The sequence below is a fragment of the Streptomyces sp. NPDC091292 genome, from assembly GCF_044757265.1.
GTDB lineage: Bacteria > Actinomycetota > Actinomycetes > Streptomycetales > Streptomycetaceae > Streptomyces.
This window is the reverse complement of the sequence record NZ_JBIVUQ010000028.1, coordinates 13,105-37,111: the sequence shown is the minus strand read 5'-3', so window position 1 is coordinate 37,111 and position 24,007 is coordinate 13,105. Positions and strand designations below refer to the sequence as shown.

Below are 24,007 nucleotides of genomic sequence, written 5' to 3'. Positions count from 1 at the left end.
GTGTCTCACTGCCGCCAGGTGGACACGTTCGCCCACTCGGCGTCACTGTAATTGTTCCAGTTGACATTCATGGCATGCGCAATGCGGCCCAGCACGCCGTCCTCTCCGAAAAGGCCGTTGGCTGCCAGGTCCCAGCCGTTCTGCATGTCCTGGTAGTAGGTGGCGGCCTCGCTCTCCCGCCACGCGTCGACAAGTGGCGACAACTTGTTTTTCAACAGCAGGAGATCTCCGGTGATCTCTCCGGCTCTGGCGTTGATGGTGCTGCCCGCGGCCTCAAGCCCTTCGCCTACGTAGATAGGCGTGCCGTCGATGTTGGCCATGAAACGCTCCTCGCACGCGCTCGGTGCTGTGGATGAACGCGCGGATTAATCGGCTGGATACGCGGATGGGTCAGCGTGCGGATCAGTTGAAGTTCGTGCCGGTCGGCGGCTTCGGAACGTCTTCGCCCAGCGCGCTCAGGTTGTTCAGGTTCTGCTGCTCGGTGTCCTTGTAGTTCACGTAGTTGCCCTGAAGTCCCTTGGATATTCCGTCCAGGGCATCATTGAGCATGTGGGCGTAAATGTCGTACTTCGCCATCAAGTTCTGGAACTCTGAGTGGGCTATACCCTGCCAGCTCTGCTCCAGGCTGGTCACATAGAGCTTCAGTTCAGCCAGTTCTCCGGCGATCTCCGTCGCCGTGGTAGCCGTATTGGCGGAGGCTTCAGCCAGGTATTCCGGTGTCACCCGGTACGTCACACCACCGACGCTTACGGAAGGCTCGACAGCCATGAGTGGAATCCGTCCTCTCGACCATTGTCCCGCTAGTCAAACATCGCCGTGCCGATGACAGGAGCAGGTGAGCAGAGCCTGGGCAGCTTCTGAACACAACAGGTGGGACGTGCTCAGGTTGACGGGCCTCGCGGTCTTCGGCACCTCGCGCTCTCACCACCTCGGGCTCCTGCGCAGTGAAGCCCTGACCATGACGGTGAAATCATCGATGACCACCTCGAACGCGTCGGCCTCGATCCCGTCGAGCGCGGCGTGCGCGACATCGGCCGGGGCCATCTCGGGCGCGTCCGAGCCGCTTGTCGTCGTGGTGCCGGCCGCCCCGAGGTGTACCGAGGTGACCAGGGTCCGCTGCCCGGCCAATTCCCGGCGCAGCTCATCGCTCATCCTCCAGACCGCGGCCTCGGAGGGCCCCGGGGCGCTGCCTCCGTGGAAGGCGAACCAGGACGCCGAAGAGGCCACGTTCAAGATGGCGCCCCCGCCGTTCCTCGCCAGGACCGGTGCGAAGGCCCGGACCATGGAAAGGGTGCCCCAGAAGTTCACGTCCATGGCGGCGCGGACATCGTCGATGTCTCCGAGCGAGGACGGACCCCTGACGCCGGCATTGTTGACGAGCAGATTGACATCGTCGGCCTTTTTGGCGGCGTCTGCTACGGCGTCGGGGTCGGTGATGTCGAGGGGCAAGACCTCCACACCGTAAATGTTGACGGCTTCCGGCCGACGCGCGGTCGCGTAGACCTTCGCGCCCCGGGTGACGAGCTGGGATGCAATATGGCGGCCGATACCACGATTGGCTCCGGTGATCAGTGCCGTGGCTTTACTGAGATTCACGGATGTACCATAAAGTCTGACGTGCGTGAGGTCCAAGGCTCAACTGACGTAGCACACAGGATGCGCATCGCCGAGACCGCCGTCCGTGGCGGCGCAAACACCGGCGGCAATTCCACGACAACCTGCCGACAAGGTATACGCAACGTGCCGCCGAACGGCCCCGAGCCGGAGGGAGTAGGACCACGCACTTTCCCCTGTCTGGTTTCCTTGCCATCCGACCGCCCACTTCAGCAGATGAGCGATTTTCTGTGCATGGCTGTAGCGAATTGAACTCATCGGCCTGAATCGGTCAGTAACGTCCAGATCTTCCATGGTGCGCGGAACGGAGGCGGTTCAAGCTTCGACGACACGGAGTGCTCGACGCAGGTCAACGGAGCCGGTCGCCTGAAGGGCCGGCCCGGGAGGGAGGCGCGTCGGCGGACACGGCCCGTCCGACGCGACGGGCGCCGCCCCGAAGTGGGGACGCCGGCTCCCGCCGGGCCTCGGGGCGGTCACACCCGGACCGCGTCAGCCGGGCAGGGTCATTCGATCAGCCGCCAGCGGCTGTCATCCGGCGCACCGCACAAGCCGATCACCAGCCGCTGGTCCAGCTTCTTCTTCTCGGCGCCCAGGCCATCGACCTTGAGGCACAGATGGTTGCTTGCGTAATTGCGGATGCTGACGCTGCCGTCCCCGGCCGGTTCCAACCACCACAGCTGGTTGTCACCCATGGTTCCGGTGCAGTGGGCCTCCAGGAGCCCGGTCCCCACAGGCTGTCCCCCGCGCGTCGGCAGGTCCATGCACAGACCGTCCTTGAGGTTGGCGAACTGCACGAGATCACGGCCGCCAGGGCCCGCGCCGGGACGAGGGGACGTCATCCTCCACAACTGGTTGTCCTTGTCGGTGCCGTCGCAGTAGTACTGGTTGACGCGCTCACCCTTCTTGCCCGCTCCGTTGAACGGGATGTCGGCACACAGCCCGGTGAACACGTTCTTCAGCAGCACCGTGCGGGAGACCGCTGTCAGCTTCCGCAGCTCGGCTTTGGCCACGTCCTCCGCCCGCTCCTCCGCCCGCTCCTCTGTCTGCTTCTTCGTCGGAGGGGCCGACGGGATGACGACGGGGTCGGGCACCCGCCGCTCGGCGCTCGTCCCGGGCTCCGTCACCGTCTCCTTCTTCGTCTCCTTCTTCGTCACCTTCGGTTCGGGGGACGGCGACGGGGACGCGGTGAGCTTCTTGTGCGCCGCAGCCTGCTCGGCTGCCAGCTCCGCCTTCCGCGCCTCCTCGTCGGCCTGGTAACTGCGCCACGCGCCCACCCCCAGGGTGGCGCCCGCGGCGAGTGCCAGCACGGCCACCGCACCGGCGACCCGGGTCCCCATGCGGGAGCGCTCCCCCAACTGCTGGGCACTGGTCGTCAACGCGTCGACGAACCGCGCCCGTTGCCGCCGTTTCGTTTCGTCCTGGTCGATTTCACTCAATGCCGTTCCCAACTCGCAGAGGCTTCAAGGGTGGGTGTGCCCAAACGTCCGTCCCGCCCGCTCCGTTCCCGCCCCGGACGCGGCCCTCGGATCCAGCTCCGGGCAGCCGGGGGCGCGCGCGAGGCCGGTCCCGGGACACGAAGACCGCTGCCGGAGCACAGGTCGGGCGGACCGGGCCGGCTTCGACTCATCGCGGCACCGGACCGTACAACTCGCGCTCCCGCAGCAGTTCCGCCACCGTCACCAGCGAGGCGGACAGCCGGCGCCGGTAGGTGCTGAAGGACAGCGCCGCCCGGTTGGCCGCGGCCTGCTGGCTGCGCGGCCCGCTCAGATACGTGATCTCCAGAATGTCGGCCAACTGCCGCCGGCCCGGCTGCGCCCGCAACTGCGAAACGGCCTCCGTGAGTACCTGGCGCAGCTCGGCGGGGCCCGCGTCGGGCGCCACGAGCCGGGTATGCAGAAGGGCGCTGTGCGCCAGTTGCTCCGGCTCCGTGACCTTCCGGTAGGCGTATTTGACGGCGCCCACGAACTCCGGCCACGGCATGGCGGGTGTCACCGGCTCGGCGGCCGGAGCCGGGGCCGGGACGGTTGCGGGCTCGTCGGCCAGCAGCCGGGTGCTGAGTGCCTCCGCCCAGCGGCCGAACGGCATGCTGCGCCAGTCCCGCACGAACGAGAAGATCGGTTCACCGTCCGCGGAGGTGACCGTCTTCCCAGGCTGATGGTCGAACAGGCCGAGCAGCCGCGACAGTTCCTCCTGCTTCCGTGCCGCGCAGGTCCAGCTCACCGCGAGACCCGGCGTGGTCGCCCACAGGGTGGTGAGCGCGAAGCACGCCGCCACCGCGCTGCCGGTGCTCCAACGCCCCAGCAGCAGTCGCGCGGTGCGTCGCAGCGGCGACGACCGGTCCGTCACGTGTTCGAGTGCGGCGTGCGCGACCGGATCGTCGGGCAGGTCCGCGACGCCCGGTCCCAGACAGGGCGCCACGAGCGTGCCGACGACGCCACCACGGTCGTCCTCGGCGACGATGAACGCCGAGGGCTGTCGATCCCACCACTGCCGGGCGAGACGACCGGCCGCGACACCGTGCTCCTCCTCGATGGCGGCCAGCAGCGGTCGCAGGTCCTTCGGGCGTGCGGGCCGCAGTTGGAAACGGTCCGCACCGTTCCAGTCCGCCGCCTCACGGACGACGGAACTCGCCCTCCCGAGGTGGACAAGGCCGGCACCGAACGCCCAACGGCCCCCGGTACGCTGGGACAGTCGTTCGGCCAGATGCGCGTGCAGCCGGCGGAACAGCCGCTCGTACTTCTCCGGATCGCGCCAGCGCAGATCGACCAGCAGCGCTTCTCGCACCAGCCCGTGCGGTAGGAGACCGTCGGCGGTGCTGTCCACGAACGACAGCCCTTGTAACCAGGCGAACAGCACCTGCGCCTCGGCCATCGTTACATCCAGGGTGCGCCGCACCAGTTCCTCGGTGGTGACCCGGGCCAGCGCCACTACCTGGAGCGCGTCGGTCCTGGCCGGTGTAGGGGTCTCCCGCAGCAGCAACCTCAGAAGTTGCCGTGCCAGTTCGGGCGATTCATGCAGCTCCCGCCCGCCGCTCGGCCCGGCTGCCCCGGCGGTGGCTTCCCTGGCGTCGGCGAAGAGCACCAGGGCGAGTGGCAGTCCGTGCGAGGCCCGTACGATGTCGGCCGCCGAGGTCTCCGGAACATCCCGGTTACGCAGGAGCAGAAGTGCCTCGGCTTCGTCCATGCCCGACAGCCGCACACTGCACAGCGCGTGCCACCACTGCGGGTCGGTGCGCCACTCGGTCTCCGGCGGCCGGCGCGAGCCCACCACGACGAGCAGGTGCGTGGGCATGCGGGGCAGGAACTGGTCGCGCAGCCACCTCTCCAGCGGCCCCAGCGACTCCGCGGAATCGATCAGCAGCAACTGCGCCTCTTCCGGCGGTCCCTGCGCCTCCAGCGCGGCCCCGAAGGCATCCGGTGTCGCATCCGTGCAACGCATGTCGATCGTGCGTACGGCAGTGCCCTGGGCCCGCGCCTCGTCTGCGAACTGGAGCAGCAGGGTGCTCTTGCCGACACCCCCCATGCCGTGCAGCCATACGACGAAGCAGCCGCGGGCCTCGTTACGCATCAGCTCCCGCAGGAGCCGCAGTTCGGCGACGCGCCCGGTGAAGGATTCTTTCCGCAGCGCGGCCAGCACGTTTCCGTGGGAGTCGACAGGCATGGGGGTAGGTACTTCCGTATCTTCCAACTTTGTGAGCTGCCCTCGATCGCTCGCCCTCGCGAGTGGAGAAGACACGTGGGACGGGGCACTGCTCCTGAGGAGGTGGATTGCTCAATCCATCGTAAGAAGTGGCGAGTTACTCCTGCAACAGTTCACAGGGTCCGCCGCGTGAAACAACAGGGACAACAGGGATTCTCCCGCCTGCCCAACGTCTTCCGGGCCTCTCCGCTGCAATCAAAAGGCAATCCATGAACAATCTCCCGACAATGATGTCACCGAGCGCACGGTGATTTTGTGCCCGCGCACCCGGTCTCCTCCCCCACCGTGCTCGCGGCAGCGTCGACAGCCGAACCCGGAATGACGACACCACTGAACCCTGTGCCTGGAACCGGCGCGCGCCGGGAATTGTCGCCCCTCAGCCGCGTGTGGTCAGCGGTATTCAGGATTGATGTTGTCGGGGTGGCAACCAGCATCCCAGGCCGAGCGCTGGTTGCCATAGGCCGGGAAGCCACCAGTGCTACGGATCATCGACGCGAGGTGGAGCAGGTTGTAGGTCATGAACGAGATGTTCCGGTTGGCGAAGTCGTTGTCCGGGCCGCCGGAACCCTCGTCGAGGTAGGACGGGCCTGGGCCGACCTCGCCGAGCCAGCCCGCGTCGGATTGGGGCGGGACGGTGTAGCCGATGTGCTGCAGGCTGTAGAGGATACTCATCGCGCAGTGCTTGAGGCCGTCTTCGTTGCCCGTGATGAGGCAGCCACCGACGCGTCCGTAGTAGGCGTACTGGCCCTGCTCGTTGAGTACGCCGGAGTAGCCGTAGAGCCGCTCGATCACCCGCCGGGTCACCGAACTGTTGTCACCGAGCCAGATCGATCCACCGATGACCAGGATGTCGGCAGCGAGGACACGAGGCAGCAGTGTGGGCCACTCGTCGGTGTCCCATCCATGCTCGGTCATGTCCGGGCGGACTCCGGTGGCGATGTCGTGGTCGACGGCGCGGATCTGGTCCACGCTCACCCCGTTCGCCTCCATGATGGCCACACTGCGGTCGATCACACCCTGGGTGTGACTGCGGTCGGGGGATCGCTTGAGAGTGCAGTTGATGTACATCGCGCGCAGCCCGGTGAAGTCGGGCTTGCCGTTCACGGGTACGTTCATGGGGACCCTTGCTTTCAGTTCAGGACGCCGTCGAACTCGACGCCGGAGCTACGGCCGCACGCGTCCGCGCAGACACCCCTGAGTCCGAACCGGCCAACCACCAAGCTGAATCGGTTGACGTCGGACCCCGGACTTGCGCGGCCACCGCACAGATACGGCCCGCGGCACCCACCAGGAGCGGCCCGCCCGATAAGTAGATGACACGTCACCCATGTTAGCTCGTTTGCTTGATGCGTCAACTAGATGCCACGCCTCGGTCCAGTCCCTCGGCGGCGCCAGGCGATGGTCCCGAAGCAGCGGGCGACAGCAGACCCTGCCGACCACCGTCGCCGAACCGAAAGACCCACAACTCAACTCATCCTGAAACGATCAGTCAGGTTGGACAAGCTTCTCGGTCTTCCTCACTTCGAAGCCCGCCGAGACGAAGAGGTACCGTCCCACCGGAAAGGGTCATCTTCCAGCGCGGAACGGTCCCATTGCCCGCGCACCGCGGCGGCTTCGTAGGTTGCCTGGAGGAACTCGGCGACAGCGCGGTCGGGGTCGGGCGCGGAGCGGACGGTCTCGTAAGGCAAAAGGAACTGCTTGAACTCAGCACTGAAGTAGGCACCTTCCGGGCCGACCCGGTAATCGGCGAACCCGTCGGGTTCGGGGTAGGCGTAGGCGTAGAAAGCGCCTTCCTCTCCCCCGCCGGGCCAGAACCCGCAGCTGGACAGTTCCCGGGAGTAGCCCTCGACCATGACCCAGTCCCCGCAGTTGGGTGCGCCGCCGGGGTGCGGAGGAGCTGACCGCCCGGAGAAACGAGTGCAGGCGAGATCCATCGCGCCCCAGAAGAAGTGCACCGGACTGACCTTGCCGACGAAGTGCGACCGGAACTCGCCCATTACCCGGTTCGCCTGTAGCAACTGTCGCCAGAACAGGGCAGCCGCTTCACCGTCATAGGAGGCGTGGTCGTAGTCGTCGGCAAAGGGGATCGTCGGCTCGACCTCGTTGGGGTGTGGATGGATCGGGGCCTCGATCCCCAGCTCATCGAGGGTGTGCAGGATCTGGGCGTAGAACTCAGCGACGGGCATGGGCCGGAGCGGGAAACTTCGCGCGCCGCTGTCGCTGCTGCGCACTTCGAGCTGGTGGCCGACGAAGTCGAATTCGATCTCGAATGCTCCGGAGCGGTACGGGATGGTCGACGTCGTCAACCCGCGGGGGCTGACGTACAAGGTCACCTGCCACCAGTGGTTGATCAGGGGCGCGTGGGCCATCCGAATCTTGCCCACGATCTGGGTCCACATGTGCAGAGTGTCGCGGGTGGCGGTCCAGTCCGAGACTCGAAGGCTCGGCCAGTTCGTCGCTGAGGTAGTCATCGCTTCTCACATCCTTGGCAGCGCTTTGAGAGGGTGTCGGTCGCCGAGACACATAGATGTCGATCGTTGCCGGGGCAGCAGTCGGCGTCCCAGGCCGAGCGCTGGTTCGACGCGAGGTGGAGCAGGCGGCGGCAGGGAACAGTAATGTCCACCACCACCTCGTAGATGATGCATCACCTACATTAGCGTCGACACTTGATGCGTCAACTATACGTGTCCGCGCTCGCCGAGCCCTTCAACGCCACGCTCAAGTGCGAGGTGGCCCAGGATCCCTTTCCGTCACAACGTCCCGCCCCGGGGCGGTCGGGTCACTCCCCCGATCATCCAGGTTCGCGATGATCCTCTCTGCGATGGTGCGCAGTTGCGTGACCTCCGCGTCACGGGCGCACGCGTCCTGCAGCGGGAGCCTGTGGAACCGCAGCGCCCGACTCAGTCGGGTGAGGCCCGTCGTGTATCGATCCGCGCCGGCGAGCAACGCGAGGATCTTGAAGTGGCTGTGCGGGATGCCGTCCCGTGGCCGGAACAGCGCACCGCGAACCCAAAGCACCGCGTGGACGACCACCGTCCGCCCACCACGGCCGAGCGCACCCGGAAGACCCACGTCAGCGCGGAGCGATGCCCGCGTCCGAGGAACGGAGCGCGTCAACGAGGAGGCCCGCGCCGGGGCCTGCCAGCCAGCGATCGAAGCGCAGCAGGAAGGGAAACTCCGCGCGCAACGCGTCGAGTTTCACGTTTCCCGCCAGCCGGCCGTCGTCCACGAGTGCTTCCAACCGGGGGTCAGCAGGAGCTTCATGAACGTGGCCGGCCGAATGATGGTGCCGGCGATGCCCCGATTCCGGACGTGGGCCTCGATACGGTTCTTGGCGTCGAGATGGTCCACGCCCGTTGCCGAACCTGCGGTGACCGCCGAGCTGCAGACGAGGTGCGCGACGCCGCAACGCTCGGCGATCTCGGCCACCGCCACGCCGAAGCGGACCTCGTCCTGGTTGGTCACGTGGGCACCGGCCTGGCTTCCCACACCCGCGCACGCCGGTCTTCGGGTCACCCGCCAGCGCTGTGACCACACGGGTTCGCGGGTTTGGATGCCCTACAGGTTGTCGACGTAGAAGTTGGTGAGCCGTTCGACGGCAGCGTCGACGTATTCAGGCTCGTCGTACATCTCGTAGTGACCGGCGCCCTCGATCACCATGAGGTCGACCGGGTTGGGGGCCATCTTCCAGAGCTGCATGCCCGCCTCGTAGGAGCCGGTGTTGCCGATGCGTCCGGCGAGGATGACCTGCAGTGGCTGGGTCATGAGCTGGTCGACCAGGTGGAACGCGTCGTACCCCAGCAGGAGGGAATCGCTCCGCGAGAGGCGGCGGTTGGTGGAGTGCTCGTTGCCGCCCCGTTCGATTCGGTAGTAAGTGATCGCCTGCACGGTATCGATGTCGGTCAGACCGGCCGCCGCGGCGTCCTCCAGGGTGTCGGGCAGCCAATGGGCACGGACCATCTCGCCGGAGCGGGCCTCCTCGATGCGCGCGTCGGCGAGGGCGTCGAGTGCGGCGGCCGGGCCGTCGGGCTGGAAGCTGCGGAAGGAGGTACCCATGTTGCCGGGGACCACGGTTCCGACCGCCTTGATGCGGTGGTCCGTGCGGGCGGTGTGCACGGCATAGCCGCCGCCGGCACAGATACCGAGGACGCCGATGCGCTGCGGGTCGATGCCGGGGGTCGTGGTGAGCGCGTCGATGGCGTAGGAGATGTCCTCACCGCGGCGGTAGGGGTCTTCGAGGTCGCGGGGCTCGCCTCCGCTCTGCCCTTGGTGAGTGGGATCGAAGACGAGCACCGCGATACCGCGGGCGGCGAGGCGGGACGCGTAGTGCGCGCCGATCTGCTCCTTCACACTGCTGCCGGGTGTGGAGAGCACCACGGCGCGCAGCGGCGCGGTGCTGTCGAGATTGTCGGACAGGTGAAGGTCGGCCGCCAGCTCGATCGGTCCGCGCGGGATCGTGATGTGCTGAAGCATGAACAGCGCCCTCCGTGAGATCGTTGTTCCATAGCCGTACCAGTACAACATATCTACTAGTACAGCTTGGAACTAGTACGTAACGGTACCACCTTGTTGGGGGAAGCATGTCGGTCGACGGTGCGCAGCTATGGACGCTGAACCAGCGGCTGCTGAGTGTCGTGATGGATGCCTGCACGGAGGATCTGGCTGACCTCGGGCTGGAGACCAAGGAGTTCTTCGTCCTGGCGGAGGTGGCCGCGTCGCCGTACCCGGCAGAGATCGCGGCGGCACTGCTGCTGCCCAAGGCAAGCGTGACGGTCTACGTCCGCAACCTCGTCGCCAAGGGGTTCATCCGGCGCGAGATCGACGACGCGGACCTGCGGCGTCACCGCCTCGTACTCACCTCCGCGGGCACAAAGGCGCGAGATCGTGCGCTGGCAGCCCTGGCGGCGGAGTACGACCGCAGGCTGGCGAGGATCACCCCACAGGACCGCACCGAGCTGCGGCGCATCCTTCAGGAGATGCTCTCGCCCGCCGACGGGGCGGAGGTCTGACTACGCGGGCCCAGGCTGGGCAGGGAGTACTACGAGCTTGCCGCTCACGTGCCCGGACCGACTCACTGCCAATGCCGCCGCGACCTCGTCGAGGGGGTAGGTACCCGCGATGGGCATCTGCAGCCGTCCCGCCTCGATGAGGGCGAGGATGTCCCGGAGTGCTTCGCGTCCGCCCGCTCCCGGCTCCGTCATGTGGATCTGGATTCCCGTGCTCGCGGCGTCGAAGGCCACGAGTGAGAGGACGCGTGCCGGACCACCGGCGAGTTCGATCGAGTCCGGGATTTCACCGCGACCGGAGGCATCGAGGACCGCGTCGACGCCCTGGGGGGACATCGCTCGTACGCGGTCGACCAGGCCCTTGCCATAGGTGACCGGTTCCACGCCGAAGGAGCGGAGCTGTTCATGGTTGCGCTCGCTCGCGGTGCCGATGACACGCGCACCGCGAGCGACGGCCAGTTGCACGGCAAACGTGCCCACGCCACCGGCTGCGGCATGGACGAGCAGCGTCTCCCCCGTGAAGATCTTCAGCTTGTCGAGAGCCGCCCAGGCGGTGTTGCCCGAACCGGCCAGGGTCGCGGCGACCTCCCAGGGGACGGAGCCGGGCTTGGCGACCAGTGCGGCGGGGTCAGCGAGTGCCGACTGCGCGTAGGAGGGTGTAAGGGAGGCCCCCAGCACCTCGTCACCGATACTGAAGGCGGTCACGCCCCCGCCGACCTGGTCGACCACACCGGCCACGTCGGAGCCGAGGCCGCCCGGGAGATCAATGGGCATCACCTGGCGCATGTAGCCATGCAGGATCTTCCAGTCGATCGGATTGACGCCTGCGGCGCGCACCGCGAGCCGTACCTGCCCGGGGCCCGCGGTGAGCGGCGGAACATCGACGACACACAGCACGCCGCACCACTTCCGCCAGGCGTTCGGCCGTAGTGTTGCCCGGCTGGATCCACGGTCGCTTCGTCGGGTCGAACACCTCGGGCAGGCCATGGACGCATTCGGCGGCGTGAAGGCAGCGCCTGCTCTCGAAGGTCACCGTGATCGACTCCGTCTGGTACGCCTTCTGCTCGGATTCGCCGCTCATGCGTGCCTCCCGTTCCTGCCCTGCTCGGCTTTTCAGTCACTGACCTTGCTGCGGGACTGGTACAGCAGGTCCTGGTACTCGGGGTGCCGGCTAATCCAGCCCGCGAAGAAGGGGCAGGTGGCCAGCACCCGCAAGTTCGCGGCGCGTGCCTCGTCAAGGGCGGTGCGGGCCAGCGCGGACCCGACTCCCGCGCCCTCGTACTCCGCCTTGACCTCGGTGTGCACGAACGCAACGAGTTCGGTCGTACGGATGTACTCCGCGACGCCCGCCACCTTGGACTCTCCATCGACACGGGCCTCGTAGCGCTTCGCCTCGGGCACGTCGCTCACTTCGACCGTCATGTGTCCTCCTCGTGGGGTCGGTCCGATCCCGCTCAACTCGGCAGAATCCGTCAGCCAGAACTTCACCCTAGCCCGATTAGGTTGATGCATCAACTTAATTCGTGGGTGCCCGCCCGCCCGACGGGCACCGCCGCACTCAGCCGCACTGAGGGTTGAATCGCCGCCACCGCCAGTAGATGAGCTATCAACGATTTCGTTAGACTGCCCTCATGGACGCACAACCGCGGTGGCTCGACCCAGAGCAGAAGGCCGCCTGGGACAGCTTCATCCGAATGCAGGAGACACTCATCGGACGACTGTCCCGACACGTCCAAGCCGACTCCGGAATGTCAGCAGCCGACTACGTCGTGCTCAACAGCCTCACCGATAGAGGCAACGGGCGGATGCGCTTCCTGGACCTGGCCAAACTCGTGGAGTGGGAGAAGAGCCGGATGTCCCACCAGGTCACACGGATGGCGAAACGCGGGCTGGTGGCCAGGGAGGAGTGTCCCGACGACGGACGCGGAGCGTTCATCGTCGCCACCCCGGCCGGCTACAAGGCGATCGAAGAGGCCGCACCCCAGCACGTCGAGCACGTCCGCCGCCTTTTCATCGATGCCCTGACCCCGAACCAGCTCAGCACGCTCGGCCGGATCTCCAATCGCGTCCTGGACCACATGGAGATGCAGCCGGACTGACCGGTCGGGGGGACGTGGACTGTGGATCAGGAGAGGTCGACCTCGCGTCGGCGCGACGTGACATCCCGGCGCCGGGCCGCCTGGGTTTGCTGAGCTTTCACCCGGAACCCTAGGACAGCGTGGTTGACCTGTCAACTTGCGATGATCGGGACAGAAGTAGCCGTACCCCCGCAGCAGCTTCGCCGTTGCCGCCGGCCTTCGTGTTGCGTCAACTGGCTTCCGCAGTCGCGCAGTTGGCCGGTAGTGATGGCGGTCGCGGGGCCGGCATCGCGCCCCTCGGCCGCCGTTGGCGGGGCGGGCCGGGACCCCGAGGTGAGCGACGTTCGGCCTGGTTGGCAGTCCTCAGACGCTGTTCGCCGCCGTGGCACACCCCGCGAATCAGAAACCGGAACGCCCGGAGGCCGGGTCGGGCCGTTGAGGCCGCTCGCCGAGGACCCGCGCGAAGAGCGCCTCCCGCAGCGCCACTTCACGAGGATCGTCCCAGAGCCTGAATCCAGTGCGGTTCATCGCGTACGCGAAGCCCGTACCGGTATCCGGGTCCGCGAAGGCGAACGACCCGCCCAGTCCCATCGTCCCGAAGGCCCGGTCCGACGCGGAGCCGAACCTGAACGCCGGGAACGGCTTGACGTACCCCAGGGAGAACCTCGTCTCGACGCGCAGCACCTCGTCGAACAGTCCATTCGTCGGAGGTGGGGCAGCGACGCGCAACGCGTCCCTCGTGGCATCGGTGAGACCCAGGGCGGCGCCGCCGGTTGCCACCTCGCCGTAGAGCTTGGCGATCGACCGCACCTGGCCGACGCCGTTGGCCGCCGGAATCTCCGCGGCCTGCACATCCGGCCGGTTGTAGTTCTCCACGGTGCCCAGTACCCGCGGATTGCCGAACGCCCTGGCGGTCAAGCTGCGTGGATTCGCGTATGCCCGGACGAATGATGCCGGCATCGCTCTCAGGTGCAGCATCACCTCCCAGGGGCGAAATCCGTGGATACGGGCGACCCGATCGCGATCAGTGTCCTGCGGCAGGCCGAAGTGGAAGTCGAGGCCGAGCGGCGTCGCGACCTCGTCGGCGAAAAATCGGCCAAGACGACGTTTTTCAGGGTCGATCCGGCTCACGAGTTCGCTCTCGTACCAGCCCAACGACTGGCCGTGGTAGCCGTGCCGGGTGCCCGGCTCCCATGCCGGACGTTGCTCGGCAAGAGCCGTGGCGAGGGTGCGGGAGCCGGTCAGGTCGCCGAGCCCGAGTGGCCGGTCGATCACCGCCAACCCTGCCTGATGGGCGAGCAGTTGACGGACGGTGACATCGCTCTTGCCGGCGGCGGCGAACTCGGGCCAATAGGCCGCCACACGCTCATCGTGGTCGAGCAGACCACGTGCGTGCAACACCGCGAGCGCCACCGCTGCCACGCCCTTGGACGTCGAGAAGACCGGCACCATGGTTTCCGCCTCCCAGGGGAGACGGTTGCGGCCGTCACGGTAGCCGCCCCAGAGGTCCACGACCTTCTGCCCGTCGTGGTAGACGACGCAGGCAGCGCCGATCTCGTTACGTACGGCGAAGTTCTCGCGAAAGGCATCGGCCACCGCACCGTAGCCTTCATCCACGTCACCGCGAACCATGTGGGCCGGCACATCGAGCTTGAAGACCACTACTTCCCCCTTCATTTCACGGCTCCCACCCTGGAGTGGGGTGACCTGCCGGTGTGGATTCGAGGCGCCGCGGTGGTCGCGTCGCGGCCGGCGGAAGAGATCGGTTCGGCCGTTGGACGCGGTCAGGCCACCGTCGAAGGAGATGTGCGCGCCGTTGACGTACGAGGCGACGGAGCCGGCAAGGAAGGCCGGCCGCGCCTTCAAGCAGCGCTATGGACTCACACCCACCGAGTACGCCCGGCAGAACACCTGATCAGAGGCGGACCGCCGTCAAACACTGCTCACAGCCAACGCACCAGCGAGCACGAGGATGCAGATTCCCGAAAGTTGGTCCACCCGACGGGCGATCGATCCCTTGTACGTCCGAAGCCGCCACCGAAGAATCCTGCCGGCTCCTACGTAGAGGCCGCCAACGACGGCTTCAACGCCCATACAGACCGACCGGCGAGGCGCAGCCGCACACCCAGCACGATCTAGTTGACACGTAAACCATAGGGTGTCATGGTTTACGTGTCAACTAGATCGGCGGAGGCGGTGCGGGCGCGGGACCTGACCGGTAGAGAACTCGCGCAGGTCGCCCGGGACGGACGTCCCGGGCGACCGTCACGAACCACGCCCCGACACAACGAAAGCGTTGAGCGAAGTGAACACGATGGATGTTGCGCACATTGAGTTCGGTATCGACAGCTTCGGAGACCGGCCCAGAAACGACCAAGGCGTGATCGTCTCGCACGCGCAGGCGATCCGCGCGGCGGTGACCGAAGCGGTCCTCGCCGACCAGATCGGTATCGACGTTGTCGCGTTGGGCGAGCACCACCGACCTGAGTACGCGATCTCCAGCCCTGAGACGGTACTGGCGGGCATCGCGACAGCCACGAAGCGCATCCGGCTCGCCTCGGGCGTGACCGTGCTGTCCTCGGACGATCCGGTGCGCGTGTTCCAGCGGTTCGCCACGGTCGACGCGCTGTCCAACGGCCGCGCCGAGGTGATCCTCGGACGCGGTTCCTTCACCGAGTCGTTCCCCCTGTTCGGGTACGACCTCAAGGATTACGAGGTGCTGTTCGAAGAGAAGATCGACCTCTTCCATCGACTCCTGGACGAGAAGCCGGTCACCTGGGAAGGCACCACGCGCGCCGCCCTGCACGATGCAGACGTGTACCCGAAGACGGATTCGGGACGTCTCCACACCTGGGTAGGGGTTGGCGGGACACCTCAGTCCGTGCTCCGCACCGCTCAGTACGGCTTCCGGCTCATGCTGGCGATCATCGGCGGCGCCCCTGACCGGTTCGCCCCCTACGTGGATCTGTACCGGCGTGCCAGTGAGGAGTTCGGTACGACCGCACAGCCGGTCGGAACGCATTCGCCCGGCTTCGTCGCCTCCACTGACGAAGAGGCCAAGGAACTGTTCTACCCCGGGTACAAGGAGATCCGCGACCGGATCGGGGGGCTGCGCGGCTGGCCGCCGCTGCGCCGGGAAGAGTTCGACGCCGAGGTGGACCGCGGGTCGCTGTATGTCGGCTCGGTCGAGACGGTCGCGACCAAGATCGCCCATGCCGTCCGGGTACTGAACGCGGGCCGGTTCGACATGATTTACTCCGCCGCCGGCACCGTTTCGGCCTCCGCACGTCTACGTTCGGTCGAGTTGTACGGCACTCAAGTCATCCCTCGGGTCCGTGAACTTCTGGCCGAACAGCCCGCGTCCATGGCGGGAGCGACGCGATGACCAACCCGGTCGCCACTATCGGGATCCTGGGAGCCGGGAAGGTCGGCACCGTCCTTGCGCGCCTGGCGGTGGCCGCCGGCTATCGCGTCCTGATCTCCGGGTCCGGTGACCCCTCCAAGATCGCGCTTACCGCCAAAATCCTCACCCCCGGAGCGACCGCCGTGTGGCCGGCCCAGGCCGCGGAAGCCGCCGACGTGGTGGTCCTGGCTCTCCCGCTCGGCAAACACCGCGACCTTCCCGTTCCGAAGCTGGAGGGAAAGCTGGTCATCGACGCGATGAACCACTGGTGGGAGGTCGATGGCCCCCGCGATGCCATCCTCCCGCCCGATACCTCTTCGAGCGAAGTCGTTCAGCGGTTCCTGAAGGGCGCACGCGTCGTCAAAGCCCTCAACCACATGGGCTACCACGACCTCGAAGACGGGGCTCATCCAGCCGGCGGCCCCGGACGCAAGGCCATCGCGATCGCCGGTGACACGCCCGAGGATCTCGCCGTCGTGTCTGCGCTCATCGACAGTCTCGGATTCGACCCACTCACCATCGGCGACCTCTCAGCGGGTGTCCGGCTTGAGCCCGGAACCCCCGCCTTCGGTGCCAATGTCGACGCCGACAAGCTTCGCGCGCTCACCGACGTCCCTGCTCCGACAGAACTTTTTGAGCACTCGTAACAGAAATACAGAAGCACCTCGGCCGGACCGGAGAACTGTGGCCACGCCGTGACGGGCCCTGACGAAAGACAGTCAGATGACTCAAGGATTGACTGACAACACCGGTGCGTCCGTGACTGTCGAGCTGGACCGCGCCACCCCGATCAGCTCCTACACAATTGTTCGTGCCGACCAAACCGCCCTCGGCACGGCCGACTTCGTCGTCGTGCCTGGCGCAAGCGAAGAACGAATATTCTTCCATACCGAGGTGTGCCAGGATTTCGGTGGACGTGGAGTGGTTGCGCTGCTGGTGAGCAAGGCACTCACAGACTGCATTCGCGAAGACGTCACCGTCGTGCCGTTGTGCCCGATGTTCGCTCGCCATCTGCGGGTGCATGGCGATGAGTTCATCGCGAATGGTGGTGTGTTCCGTCAGCCGATACCTGACGACATAGGAGTAATCACGCGCGCCGCGCTCGGTGAAGTATGAGGTCATCTCCCCGGGTTGCATCGGCGATGTGACGCCGTGAAGCGCCGCCAGGTGGAGCCTGATGCCAGGACGGACGCAACGCAGTTCTCACTGCGAAGATCACAATTGTGCGTGGAGGACGAATGCGGCCAATCATCCCTGACTATCTGGCCGAGGTACTGAGAGATGTGGAGCCGGACGCATCCGGAGAGCCGGCGGGATACATCCCTGAGCTTGCATCAGCGGACCCCGAGCGGCTCGGTGCCGCTTTTGCCATGATTGACGGAGAGGTCTATGGTGCCGGTGACATCGATATCGAGTTCACCATCCAATCGATCTCCAAGCCGTTCGTATATGCGTTGGCCCTGTCTGATCGCGGATTCGGCTCCGTAATCGCCAAAGTCGGTGTCGAGCCATCTGGAGAGGCATTCAACGAGATCTCTCTCGAAAGCGATACGGGGCGCCCTCGCAATCCCATGATCAACGCCGGCGCGATCACCATGCACTCATTGGCCGGCGCGGAGGACCTGGATCCGACAGAGCGTGTGGAACGCGTGCTCCGCGGCCTCTCGGCGTTCGCCGGTCGTCGGCTGAAGATGGATGAGGCGGTATGCGCGTCAGAGATCGAGCACGCGCACCGCAACCTCGCCATTGCACACATGCTCCGCAGTCACAACGTCCTCACCAAGGACCCAAGGGCCATCGTGGACGGCTACACCCGCCAGTGTTCCGTGCTCGTCACCACGCGAGATCTGGCCATGATGGCCGCAACGTTGGCAAACCGTGGGATAAACCCTCTCTCGGGTGAGCAGGTGGTGCCAGAACGGGTTGTACGTCAGGTGCTGAGCGTCATGTTCAGCTGTGGAATGTATGACGCGGCCGGTGACTGGGCGACGCAGGTCGGTATTCCGGCAAAGAGCGGGGTGGCCGGTGGTCTGATCGGCGCGCTCCCCGGACAGATCGGCATTGCCACGTTCTCACCACGACTGGATCGTCACGGGAACAGCGTTCGCGGCGTGTCACTGTTCGAACGATTCTCTTCAGACATGGGTCTGCATGTGATGGAGGTGCCCGCCGCCGCGCGTGCCGTCGTGCGGTCCAACCATGTCCTTGGCAGCGAACCGAACACACTTCGGGTCCTGCAAATGCAAGGTGGTATCGGCTTCGCCGGAGCCGAGAGAGTCGTTCAGGAAGCCATGGATATTTCACCTTCGGAAGTCAGGGTGGCTTTGGACCTGACAAGGGTCTATTCGATCGACGACGTGGCGCGGCGAGTGCTGCTTGAGATCGCACGCCGACTAACACTGAATGGTCACGAAGTCTACCTTGTCGACCCAGAGTCGATCATGCCCGATCCCGATCCCGGCGATGGTGGCCGAGTCACAGTCGTCGACAACGTCGAACACGCTGACCAGCACGCCGCGATCGCGGCAGGAGGTCAGAGCGGTTGAAAGCGCATGGTGGAATTCGTGCCCCACCTCAGGCCGATGCGGAACTGCGAGACCTCTGACCCACCTCCGACAACACGAAGTTTTCCACATACAGAGATGGACCGGCATTCGTTACGTCGGTCAGAAGGGAAAGAAATCATGGGTTACATCACCGTCGGCACGGAGAACAGTGCGCCGATCGAGCTCTACTACGAGGATCAGGGTTCTGGGCAGCCGGTCGTCCTGATCCACGGCTACCCACTGAACGGGCACAGTTGGGAACGTCAGACGCGCGAGCTGTTGGCCCAGGGCTATCGGGTCATCACCTATGACCGTCGTGGCTTCGGCCAGTCGTCGAAGGTGAACTCCGGTTACGACTACGACACCTTCGCCGCTGACCTGAAGGCGGTCATGGAGACCCTCGACCTGCACGATGTCGTCCTCGTCGGTTTCTCGATGGGCACCGGCGAACTCGCCCGCTACGTGAGTCGCCACGGTCATGAGCGTGTCGCGAAGCTCGCCTTCCTCGCCTCGCTCGAACCGTTTCTCGTCGCCCGCGACGACAACCCCGACGGGGTGCCCCAGGAGGTCTTCGACGGGATCGCCGCGACCGCGAAAGCGGACCGGTACGCCTGGTTCAAGCAGTTCTACGCGGACTTCTACAACCTCGACGAGAACCTTGGCACACGTATCAGCGAGGAGGTCGTGACCGGTAGCTGGAACGTCGCGATCCGCAGCGCTCCGGTGGCTGCGTACGCTGTGGTACCTGCATGGATCGAGGACTTCCGCGCCGACGTCGAGGACGTCCGCTCAAGCGGCAAGCCCGCACTGATCCTGCACGGGACAAAGGACAACATCCTCCCGATCGACGCCACCGCACGCCGATTCCGCAAGGCGCTCCCTGAAGCCGACTACGTCGAAATCGAAGGAGCGCCGCACGGCCTCCTCTGGACCCACGCCGACGAGGTCAACACCGCGCTGCTCGACTTCCTCTCGAAGTGACCTTGGATGACTGGCTGTTCCCCTGACGGCTTCTCATGACGCGGAAACGCGTCATCGCCGTCGACGAGAGGCGTATGTGGCTCCGAACTGATGTCGAGGCGCCACATACGCTTTTCGAACGCGGAGGGACACGACATGCCGTGGAGCCTCACCAGCTCGCCGATCTGACGGACAGGGAAGTGAAGCGGCGCAATGACTCGCTTGGGTTGATCTGATCCAACGGACCAGGAGCGCTACTTCGACGTCCTCAGCCTCGATCGACAGAAGCTCACACCACAGGAGGGGGTACCGACAATGGCTCGGCAGCCTGACGAACCATCCAGCGAGGCAAGGGGGGGAAAAGACACCCCGGACGGTCAGTAGTCCTGACTCCCCGATCCTGCCCGAGGACCTCCTGCTTCTGCTCTTTCAACCCGAGTCCGGAGTCATCGCAGGCGAGAACACTCTCTTCTACGTGCTCGCCGGGGCTGTGCTCGCGGACCTTGCCCTTCACGAATCCGTGGCCATTACGACAACCCGGACCGGGTCCATCACCGTGGAGGCCGTCCGGGAGAAGGCGCCGCCGTCGGATGAGATCCTCCGCTCCGCCTGGGAGTATGTGTCGGACACACCGCGCGACGTGCAGACGGTGCTCCCCGCGATCGGTCCGAGACTCCGTCATCCCCTTTTGGAACGCCTCATCGCACGCGGCGACATTCGCAGGGACGGCCGCAAGGTACTCGGATTCTTCAACACGACCGTCCTCAAGAACGGCCATAACGGCCGTCGTGCCGGTCTCCTCAAAGAAGTCCGTGACGTCCTCGTCGACGGTACGGAACCGACCGCTCGCACCGCCGCGCTTGCGGCCCTGATCTGGGCCGGCGGTGCGCTCCCCCAGTTCGACCCGCAGATCCCCTGGACCCAGGCGGTGATCAACCGTGCTCAGGAGCTGGAACGTGGCAACTGGGGTGCCGGAGCCACCAGCGATGCGGTCACACGCACCATGACCGCTGTCATCGTCAATAGCGTCATCAGCACAGCCGCCGCAGCGTCGTCGCGTCAGTGAGTACTTCAGAGCGGCCCGTTGAACCGATCCGGGGCTCGTGAAGCAGTTCAGCAAGGATAGCGGCAACGTCTTTGCGAGCGATCTCCCCGTGAAGCTCCGCCGGCCCGAGAGACACTGTGGCGGTTGCCGGATCGCCGAGAAGCAGTGCGGAAGATGGCCCACCCTCGGGGCCGACGAACGGGCCGCCGGATCTCGGGCGGCCCGTTCTCGAAAGCCTGCGATTGGCCTCCGTCACTCGGCGGGGAGGGCTTTCGCGTAAGGGAAGTTGAGCTTGCCGGAAGAAGGTTCCGGTGGGGATACGACGATCTGCCTCGACCCGTTCCGGGATTTTGGGCACCGGCGCCCAGTACTCATAGTTCACGAAACCGTTGAACAGCGGGCCGAGCAGCTGTTGTACGCGAGGGAACTGGCTAACGACAGGCAGTACCCGATACGGATCGGTGCCGGGGCGGCGGCTGTGTCAGGCCTCGTCTCCGGTGGGCGTGGCCAGGAGCTGCATCTCCCAGGCGAAGGCCACACCGCTGGCGCCGCCGTGCTGCGCCTGGACCTCGGCAGCCCCCTGCACGGTCTTCTCGCGGGCCCAGTCGCGCTGCCACTCGCCCAGCACAGCCATCCAGGTGATCGGGACCACGCCCGCCTGGATCATGCGCTGTACCGCCATGTCGTGGGCCTCCTTCGAGACACCGCCCGACGCGTCGGTGACGACGAAGACCTCGAAGCCTTCGCCCGCCGCCTGTATCGCCGGCATGGCCACACAGATCTCCGTCCAGAGACCGGCGATGATCAGCTTCTTGCGTCCTGTCGCCTTGACGGCATCCACGACACGCTCGTCCTGCCAGGTGTTGATGAAGGTCCTGTTGATCGGCTTCTGCTCCGGGAACACATCCTGCAGGCCCTGTATGAGAAGGCCACCGCGCTCCTCCAGAACGGTTGTCAGAATGGTCGGAACGTCGAAGACCTTGGCAGCCTTGGCGAGCCCGACGGCATTGTTGATGACCATCGTCGGTTCGTGGCTGTGCAGGTTGGCGACCTGGAACGGCTGGTGGTCGATGAGAGCAAGCACACTCTCCTCGGGCGTCAGAAGCGCGCCGAGTCCGGCCTTGTTCTCCATACTCACGAGATTCCCCTTCTCGAACTTCGCGTCCGCGGGTCTCCGGCAGTGCGCCAACATCTCGATGCCTCGCAGTGAGGCAGATACGGCTGACCGGGTTGGCGACCCAAACCATTCGGTTGACGCGTCACCTACGCTAGATGTTCGATGATTGATACGTCAACTAGCGTAGGTCTTGGGTGTGTTCAGGTGAGCAGGTCAGGCACGCCCATCGGCGTCCGTGAAGCACAACTGCCGGTGGTTCGTTGAATCCGGCGCGCGGAGTCGGCGACAGCTCCGTACGAGGGCGAGGTAATCGTGATCGACGATTCCGGGGACCCCGCAAGGACGGCACAGCTACCGCACGTACGCGACCGGCAGTGGCTGGGCCGGTTGGGCCAGACGGACAACGGCATCGTGACGGTGACCACCGTGTGGACCGACGGCCGTGCGGGCCTCGGCTGTCGGGAGTGGTCACCGACTGCGCCTACTCCTTCAGCGACGACTGGTACCTCGCACTGCGCGAGGCCAACTTGGCATACGTCGTCACCCTCAAACCCCACCGCGGCACCTGGGCTCCGCCAGACCAGCCGCACACCCTCGTCGAAGCGGCCCACACTCTGAAATGGCGCGATGCCAAGCGCCCCGGCGACTGGACGACACCCGTGAAGCGTCACTTCCGCGACGGGCACACCGAAACCTGGTGGGCCGCCGATGCCCGCCTGGGCGGATACGGCCCGACTCACTGTGTCGGCTGGTCGTGGCCACCACCGACCCGCACCCGCCGGCCGATCCCGACCGCGCCATCTGCGACGCGGTCCCCAGCGGACACGGCACTGACCTGTACCGTCGGATCTGACGAACTACCGGTAGACGGCGCGGGACTTCCAGGCGAAGCCACAGGTGTTGTAGTGGACTTCGGTGACGACGCGGTTGGTGGTACCGACCGGCGGGGCCTGGCTCTCACGTTCGCCCAGGAGGCCGTCGTAGAGCGGGTAGGCCCGTCGCGTGCGAGCCGTCGTAAGCATGCGTCGGGCTCTGCTCGGCTGAGCCCGACTGGGTCAGCCTGCGAGCTGCTTCTTCAGGGCCTCGGCGTCGTGGACGGCAGACATCTGCACGAACTTCCCGTCGTGGATCCGGTAGATGGCGAACTCGTCGATCTCGATCGGAGCGCCCGTGGGAGCCACCCCGAGCCATTCCTTGGTGGGTGTGCCGTGGTTGACGGAGTGGCAGGCCAGAATCTCACCGTTGATCGCCACCTCCTTGATCTCCCAGTGGAAGTCGGGAACCGCGTCGGCGATGTTCTTGAGCGCCGCGACTACGTCCGCGCGAGTGGCCGGCTCGCCGTGCGAGAGGATGGACTCGTGGACGAACTCGTCCATGCGGTCGAACTCATGCGCGTTGAGCGCCTCGCAGTAGCGGTCGTAGAACTCGCGCATGTTGAAGTCGGACATGACTGCCTTTCTCGCCCGGTGTCCAGGCTGTAGTCGTTACTCCGGGACGGATCTGTTTGGTGGTCAGCTCCACGCTCGCCTTGCCGGTACCCACCTCAAGGGCCGCGAACAGAGTGGTCGTGACGGCCCGCACGTAGTCATGGGTGGTCGAGGTAGACCGCGACCACGTCATGCACCTTGTCCGCGAACAACAGGTCCGTGGACAGCTATGAACCCCACGACCCCGTGTGGTGCCTGCTCAGATCTGGTTCGTGCCGCCGTCGACGTAGATGTTCGCGCCGACGACGTAGCTGCTCTGCTCCGAGGCCAGGAAGGCCACGACTGCGGCGGCCTCCTCAGGCTGACCCATGCGGCCCTTGGCCACGGTCGCGGCGACATTTTCCTTCACGGCCCGTGCGGTCTCCTCGTCGCCGAAGGCGGCGGTGCCCCCGGGGGTCTCGATCCATGCCGGCGAGACCACGTTGACACGGATGCCACGGTCCTTGAGTTCGTTCGACCACGTCCGTGCGAAGGACCGGACGGCCGCCTTCGACGCCGCGTACGCGCCGAACGCCTCCACTCCACGATCGCCGGCCGTCGAACCGACCAAAACGATGGAGGCTCCGTCGTTGAGCAGCGGCAACGCCTTCTGCACGGTGAACATCGTGCCTCGGACGTTGACCGCGAAGGTGTGGTCGAAGTGCTCCTCGGTGGTCTGTTCCAGCGTCACGAACGAACCGACCGCCGCGTTCGCCACGAGCACGTCCAAACCCTCGCCTCGCGCCCGGACCGCCTCGTAGAGCCGGTCCAGGTCCTCCGGCTTCGAGATGTCGCCGACGACCGCCGTGGCCCGGTCTGCTCCGATGGTCTTGACGGCGGCCTCCAGTTCGGACTCGCGTCGCCCGGTGACGAACACGTACGCACCCTCGTCCGCCAGCCGTACGGCGGTGGCCAGACCGATACCTGTGCTGCCCCCGGTGACCACCGACGTCTTGCCTTCCAGCTGTCCCATGTGGGTGTCTCCATCACTCTCTCGATGCCGATCCGTTCGACATCGATACTGCGGGAGATCGCGGATACTATCCATGATGCAAAGTCCTGCATTCTTTACG

The 24,007-nt window shown here is 65.9% G+C and carries 26 protein-coding genes; 8 read left to right on the top strand and 18 right to left on the bottom strand.

All coding sequences use genetic code 11. The features are described from left to right. Positions 1-5 precede the first annotated feature (5 nt). From ACIQNU_RS39610 to ACIQNU_RS39565, 10 genes are all read right to left on the bottom strand, one after another. Positions 6-320 carry a WXG100 family type VII secretion target gene (locus ACIQNU_RS39610; protein WP_401376268.1) on the bottom strand — a complete coding sequence of 105 codons (315 nt, stop codon included), beginning with the start codon at positions 318-320 and terminating at the stop codon, positions 6-8. An 82-nt stretch (positions 321-402) separates the two neighbouring features. Continuing rightward, positions 403-768, bottom strand: a complete 366-nt coding sequence (locus ACIQNU_RS39605; protein ID WP_401376267.1) for a WXG100 family type VII secretion target — start codon at positions 766-768, stop codon at positions 403-405. Positions 769-921: 153 nt separating this feature from the next. Continuing rightward, the gene (locus ACIQNU_RS39600; RefSeq protein ID WP_401376337.1) at positions 922-1,596 is read right to left on the bottom strand and encodes an SDR family NAD(P)-dependent oxidoreductase; all 675 of its coding nucleotides are present in this window, start codon (positions 1,594-1,596) and stop codon (positions 922-924) included. A 521-nt stretch (positions 1,597-2,117) separates the two neighbouring features. Then, a complete protein-coding gene (locus tag ACIQNU_RS39595) occupies positions 2,118-3,050 on the bottom strand; it encodes an RICIN domain-containing protein (RefSeq protein ID WP_401376265.1) in 933 nt (310 codons plus the stop codon). 187 nt (positions 3,051-3,237) lie between these two features. Then, on the bottom strand, positions 3,238-5,274 hold the full coding sequence (locus tag ACIQNU_RS39590) for a hypothetical protein (RefSeq protein WP_401376262.1): 2,037 nt from the start codon (positions 5,272-5,274) through the stop codon (positions 3,238-3,240). Between the two features lie 429 nt (positions 5,275-5,703). Then, complete coding sequence (locus tag ACIQNU_RS39585) at positions 5,704-6,429, bottom strand: flavodoxin family protein (protein WP_401376259.1); 726 nt, start codon at positions 6,427-6,429, stop codon at positions 5,704-5,706. A 401-nt stretch (positions 6,430-6,830) separates the two neighbouring features. Next, positions 6,831-7,784 carry a DUF5996 family protein gene (locus ACIQNU_RS39580; RefSeq protein ID WP_401376258.1) on the bottom strand — a complete coding sequence of 318 codons (954 nt, stop codon included), beginning with the start codon at positions 7,782-7,784 and terminating at the stop codon, positions 6,831-6,833. 602 nt (positions 7,785-8,386) lie between these two features. Next, the gene (locus ACIQNU_RS39575; protein WP_401376256.1) at positions 8,387-8,515 is read right to left on the bottom strand and encodes a hypothetical protein; all 129 of its coding nucleotides are present in this window, start codon (positions 8,513-8,515) and stop codon (positions 8,387-8,389) included. Next, entirely contained in the window at positions 8,512-8,778 is a 267-nt protein-coding gene (locus tag ACIQNU_RS39570; RefSeq protein ID WP_401376254.1) for an NmrA family NAD(P)-binding protein, read from the bottom strand. Before ACIQNU_RS39570 ends, ACIQNU_RS39575 begins: the two co-directional genes overlap by 4 nt. Positions 8,779-8,871: 93 nt before the next feature. Beyond that, positions 8,872-9,786 carry an alpha/beta hydrolase gene (locus ACIQNU_RS39565; RefSeq protein ID WP_401376252.1) on the bottom strand — a complete coding sequence of 305 codons (915 nt, stop codon included), beginning with the start codon at positions 9,784-9,786 and terminating at the stop codon, positions 8,872-8,874. 107 nt (positions 9,787-9,893) lie between these two features. Between ACIQNU_RS39565 and ACIQNU_RS39560 the strand changes: the two genes are divergently transcribed. Next, entirely contained in the window at positions 9,894-10,322 is a 429-nt protein-coding gene (locus ACIQNU_RS39560) for a MarR family winged helix-turn-helix transcriptional regulator (protein ID WP_401376250.1), read from the top strand. On the opposite strand, the gene ACIQNU_RS39555 is transcribed toward ACIQNU_RS39560, so the two are convergent. Genes ACIQNU_RS39555 through ACIQNU_RS39545 form a run of 3 tightly spaced genes read right to left on the bottom strand, consistent with a single transcriptional unit; the run spans position 10,323 to position 11,741 of the window. After that, entirely contained in the window at positions 10,323-11,156 is an 834-nt protein-coding gene (locus ACIQNU_RS39555) for an NADP-dependent oxidoreductase (protein WP_401376248.1), read from the bottom strand. Then, on the bottom strand, positions 11,083-11,400 hold the full coding sequence (locus ACIQNU_RS39550; RefSeq protein ID WP_401376246.1) for a (4Fe-4S)-binding protein: 318 nt from the start codon (positions 11,398-11,400) through the stop codon (positions 11,083-11,085). Before ACIQNU_RS39550 ends, ACIQNU_RS39555 begins: the two co-directional genes overlap by 74 nt. Positions 11,401-11,432: 32 nt before the next feature. Continuing rightward, positions 11,433-11,741: a GNAT family N-acetyltransferase gene (locus tag ACIQNU_RS39545; protein WP_401376243.1), complete on the bottom strand. Its 309-nt coding sequence runs from the start codon at positions 11,739-11,741 to the stop codon at positions 11,433-11,435. 209 nt (positions 11,742-11,950) lie between these two features. Between ACIQNU_RS39545 and ACIQNU_RS39540 the strand changes: the two genes are divergently transcribed. Next, positions 11,951-12,418 (top strand): MarR family winged helix-turn-helix transcriptional regulator, encoded by a 468-nt coding sequence (locus ACIQNU_RS39540; protein ID WP_401376240.1) that lies wholly within the window; start codon positions 11,951-11,953, stop codon positions 12,416-12,418. 378 nt (positions 12,419-12,796) lie between these two features. Here the strand turns inward: ACIQNU_RS39540 and ACIQNU_RS39535 are convergent, their stop codons facing one another. Then, entirely contained in the window at positions 12,797-14,059 is a 1,263-nt protein-coding gene (locus tag ACIQNU_RS39535) for a serine hydrolase domain-containing protein (RefSeq protein ID WP_401376237.1), read from the bottom strand. A gap of 652 nt (positions 14,060-14,711) precedes the next feature. Here ACIQNU_RS39535 and ACIQNU_RS39530 point away from each other — a divergent pair. The 6 genes from ACIQNU_RS39530 (at position 14,712) to ACIQNU_RS39505 (ending at position 20,372) form a co-directional block, all read left to right on the top strand. Beyond that, positions 14,712-15,782, top strand: a complete 1,071-nt coding sequence (locus ACIQNU_RS39530) for an LLM class flavin-dependent oxidoreductase (protein WP_401376234.1) — start codon at positions 14,712-14,714, stop codon at positions 15,780-15,782. Beyond that, positions 15,779-16,447 carry an NADPH-dependent F420 reductase gene (locus tag ACIQNU_RS39525; protein ID WP_401376231.1) on the top strand — a complete coding sequence of 223 codons (669 nt, stop codon included), beginning with the start codon at positions 15,779-15,781 and terminating at the stop codon, positions 16,445-16,447. Before ACIQNU_RS39530 ends, ACIQNU_RS39525 begins: the two co-directional genes overlap by 4 nt. Positions 16,448-16,559: 112 nt before the next feature. Beyond that, entirely contained in the window at positions 16,560-16,916 is a 357-nt protein-coding gene (locus tag ACIQNU_RS39520) for a GNAT family N-acetyltransferase (RefSeq protein ID WP_401376229.1), read from the top strand. A gap of 122 nt (positions 16,917-17,038) precedes the next feature. Then, on the top strand, positions 17,039-18,346 hold the full coding sequence (locus ACIQNU_RS39515) for a glutaminase (protein WP_401376227.1): 1,308 nt from the start codon (positions 17,039-17,041) through the stop codon (positions 18,344-18,346). Between the two features lie 138 nt (positions 18,347-18,484). Continuing rightward, entirely contained in the window at positions 18,485-19,327 is an 843-nt protein-coding gene (locus ACIQNU_RS39510) for an alpha/beta fold hydrolase (protein WP_401376224.1), read from the top strand. Between the two features lie 211 nt (positions 19,328-19,538). Continuing rightward, positions 19,539-20,372, top strand: a complete 834-nt coding sequence (locus tag ACIQNU_RS39505) for a GPP34 family phosphoprotein (RefSeq protein ID WP_401376335.1) — start codon at positions 19,539-19,541, stop codon at positions 20,370-20,372. Positions 20,373-20,832: 460 nt separating this feature from the next. Here ACIQNU_RS39505 and ACIQNU_RS39500 read toward each other — a convergent pair whose 3' ends face one another. The 4 genes from ACIQNU_RS39500 to ACIQNU_RS39485 form a co-directional block, all read right to left on the bottom strand. Further along, positions 20,833-21,489, bottom strand: a complete 657-nt coding sequence (locus ACIQNU_RS39500; protein WP_401376221.1) for a hydrolase — start codon at positions 21,487-21,489, stop codon at positions 20,833-20,835. An 836-nt stretch (positions 21,490-22,325) separates the two neighbouring features. After that, positions 22,326-22,490, bottom strand: a complete 165-nt coding sequence (locus ACIQNU_RS39495) for a hypothetical protein (RefSeq protein WP_401376218.1) — start codon at positions 22,488-22,490, stop codon at positions 22,326-22,328. 33 nt (positions 22,491-22,523) lie between these two features. Further along, a complete protein-coding gene (locus tag ACIQNU_RS39490; protein WP_401376216.1) occupies positions 22,524-22,916 on the bottom strand; it encodes an ester cyclase in 393 nt (130 codons plus the stop codon). A gap of 238 nt (positions 22,917-23,154) precedes the next feature. Next, a complete protein-coding gene (locus ACIQNU_RS39485) occupies positions 23,155-23,907 on the bottom strand; it encodes an SDR family NAD(P)-dependent oxidoreductase (protein ID WP_401376214.1) in 753 nt (250 codons plus the stop codon). Positions 23,908-24,007 lie beyond the last annotated feature (100 nt).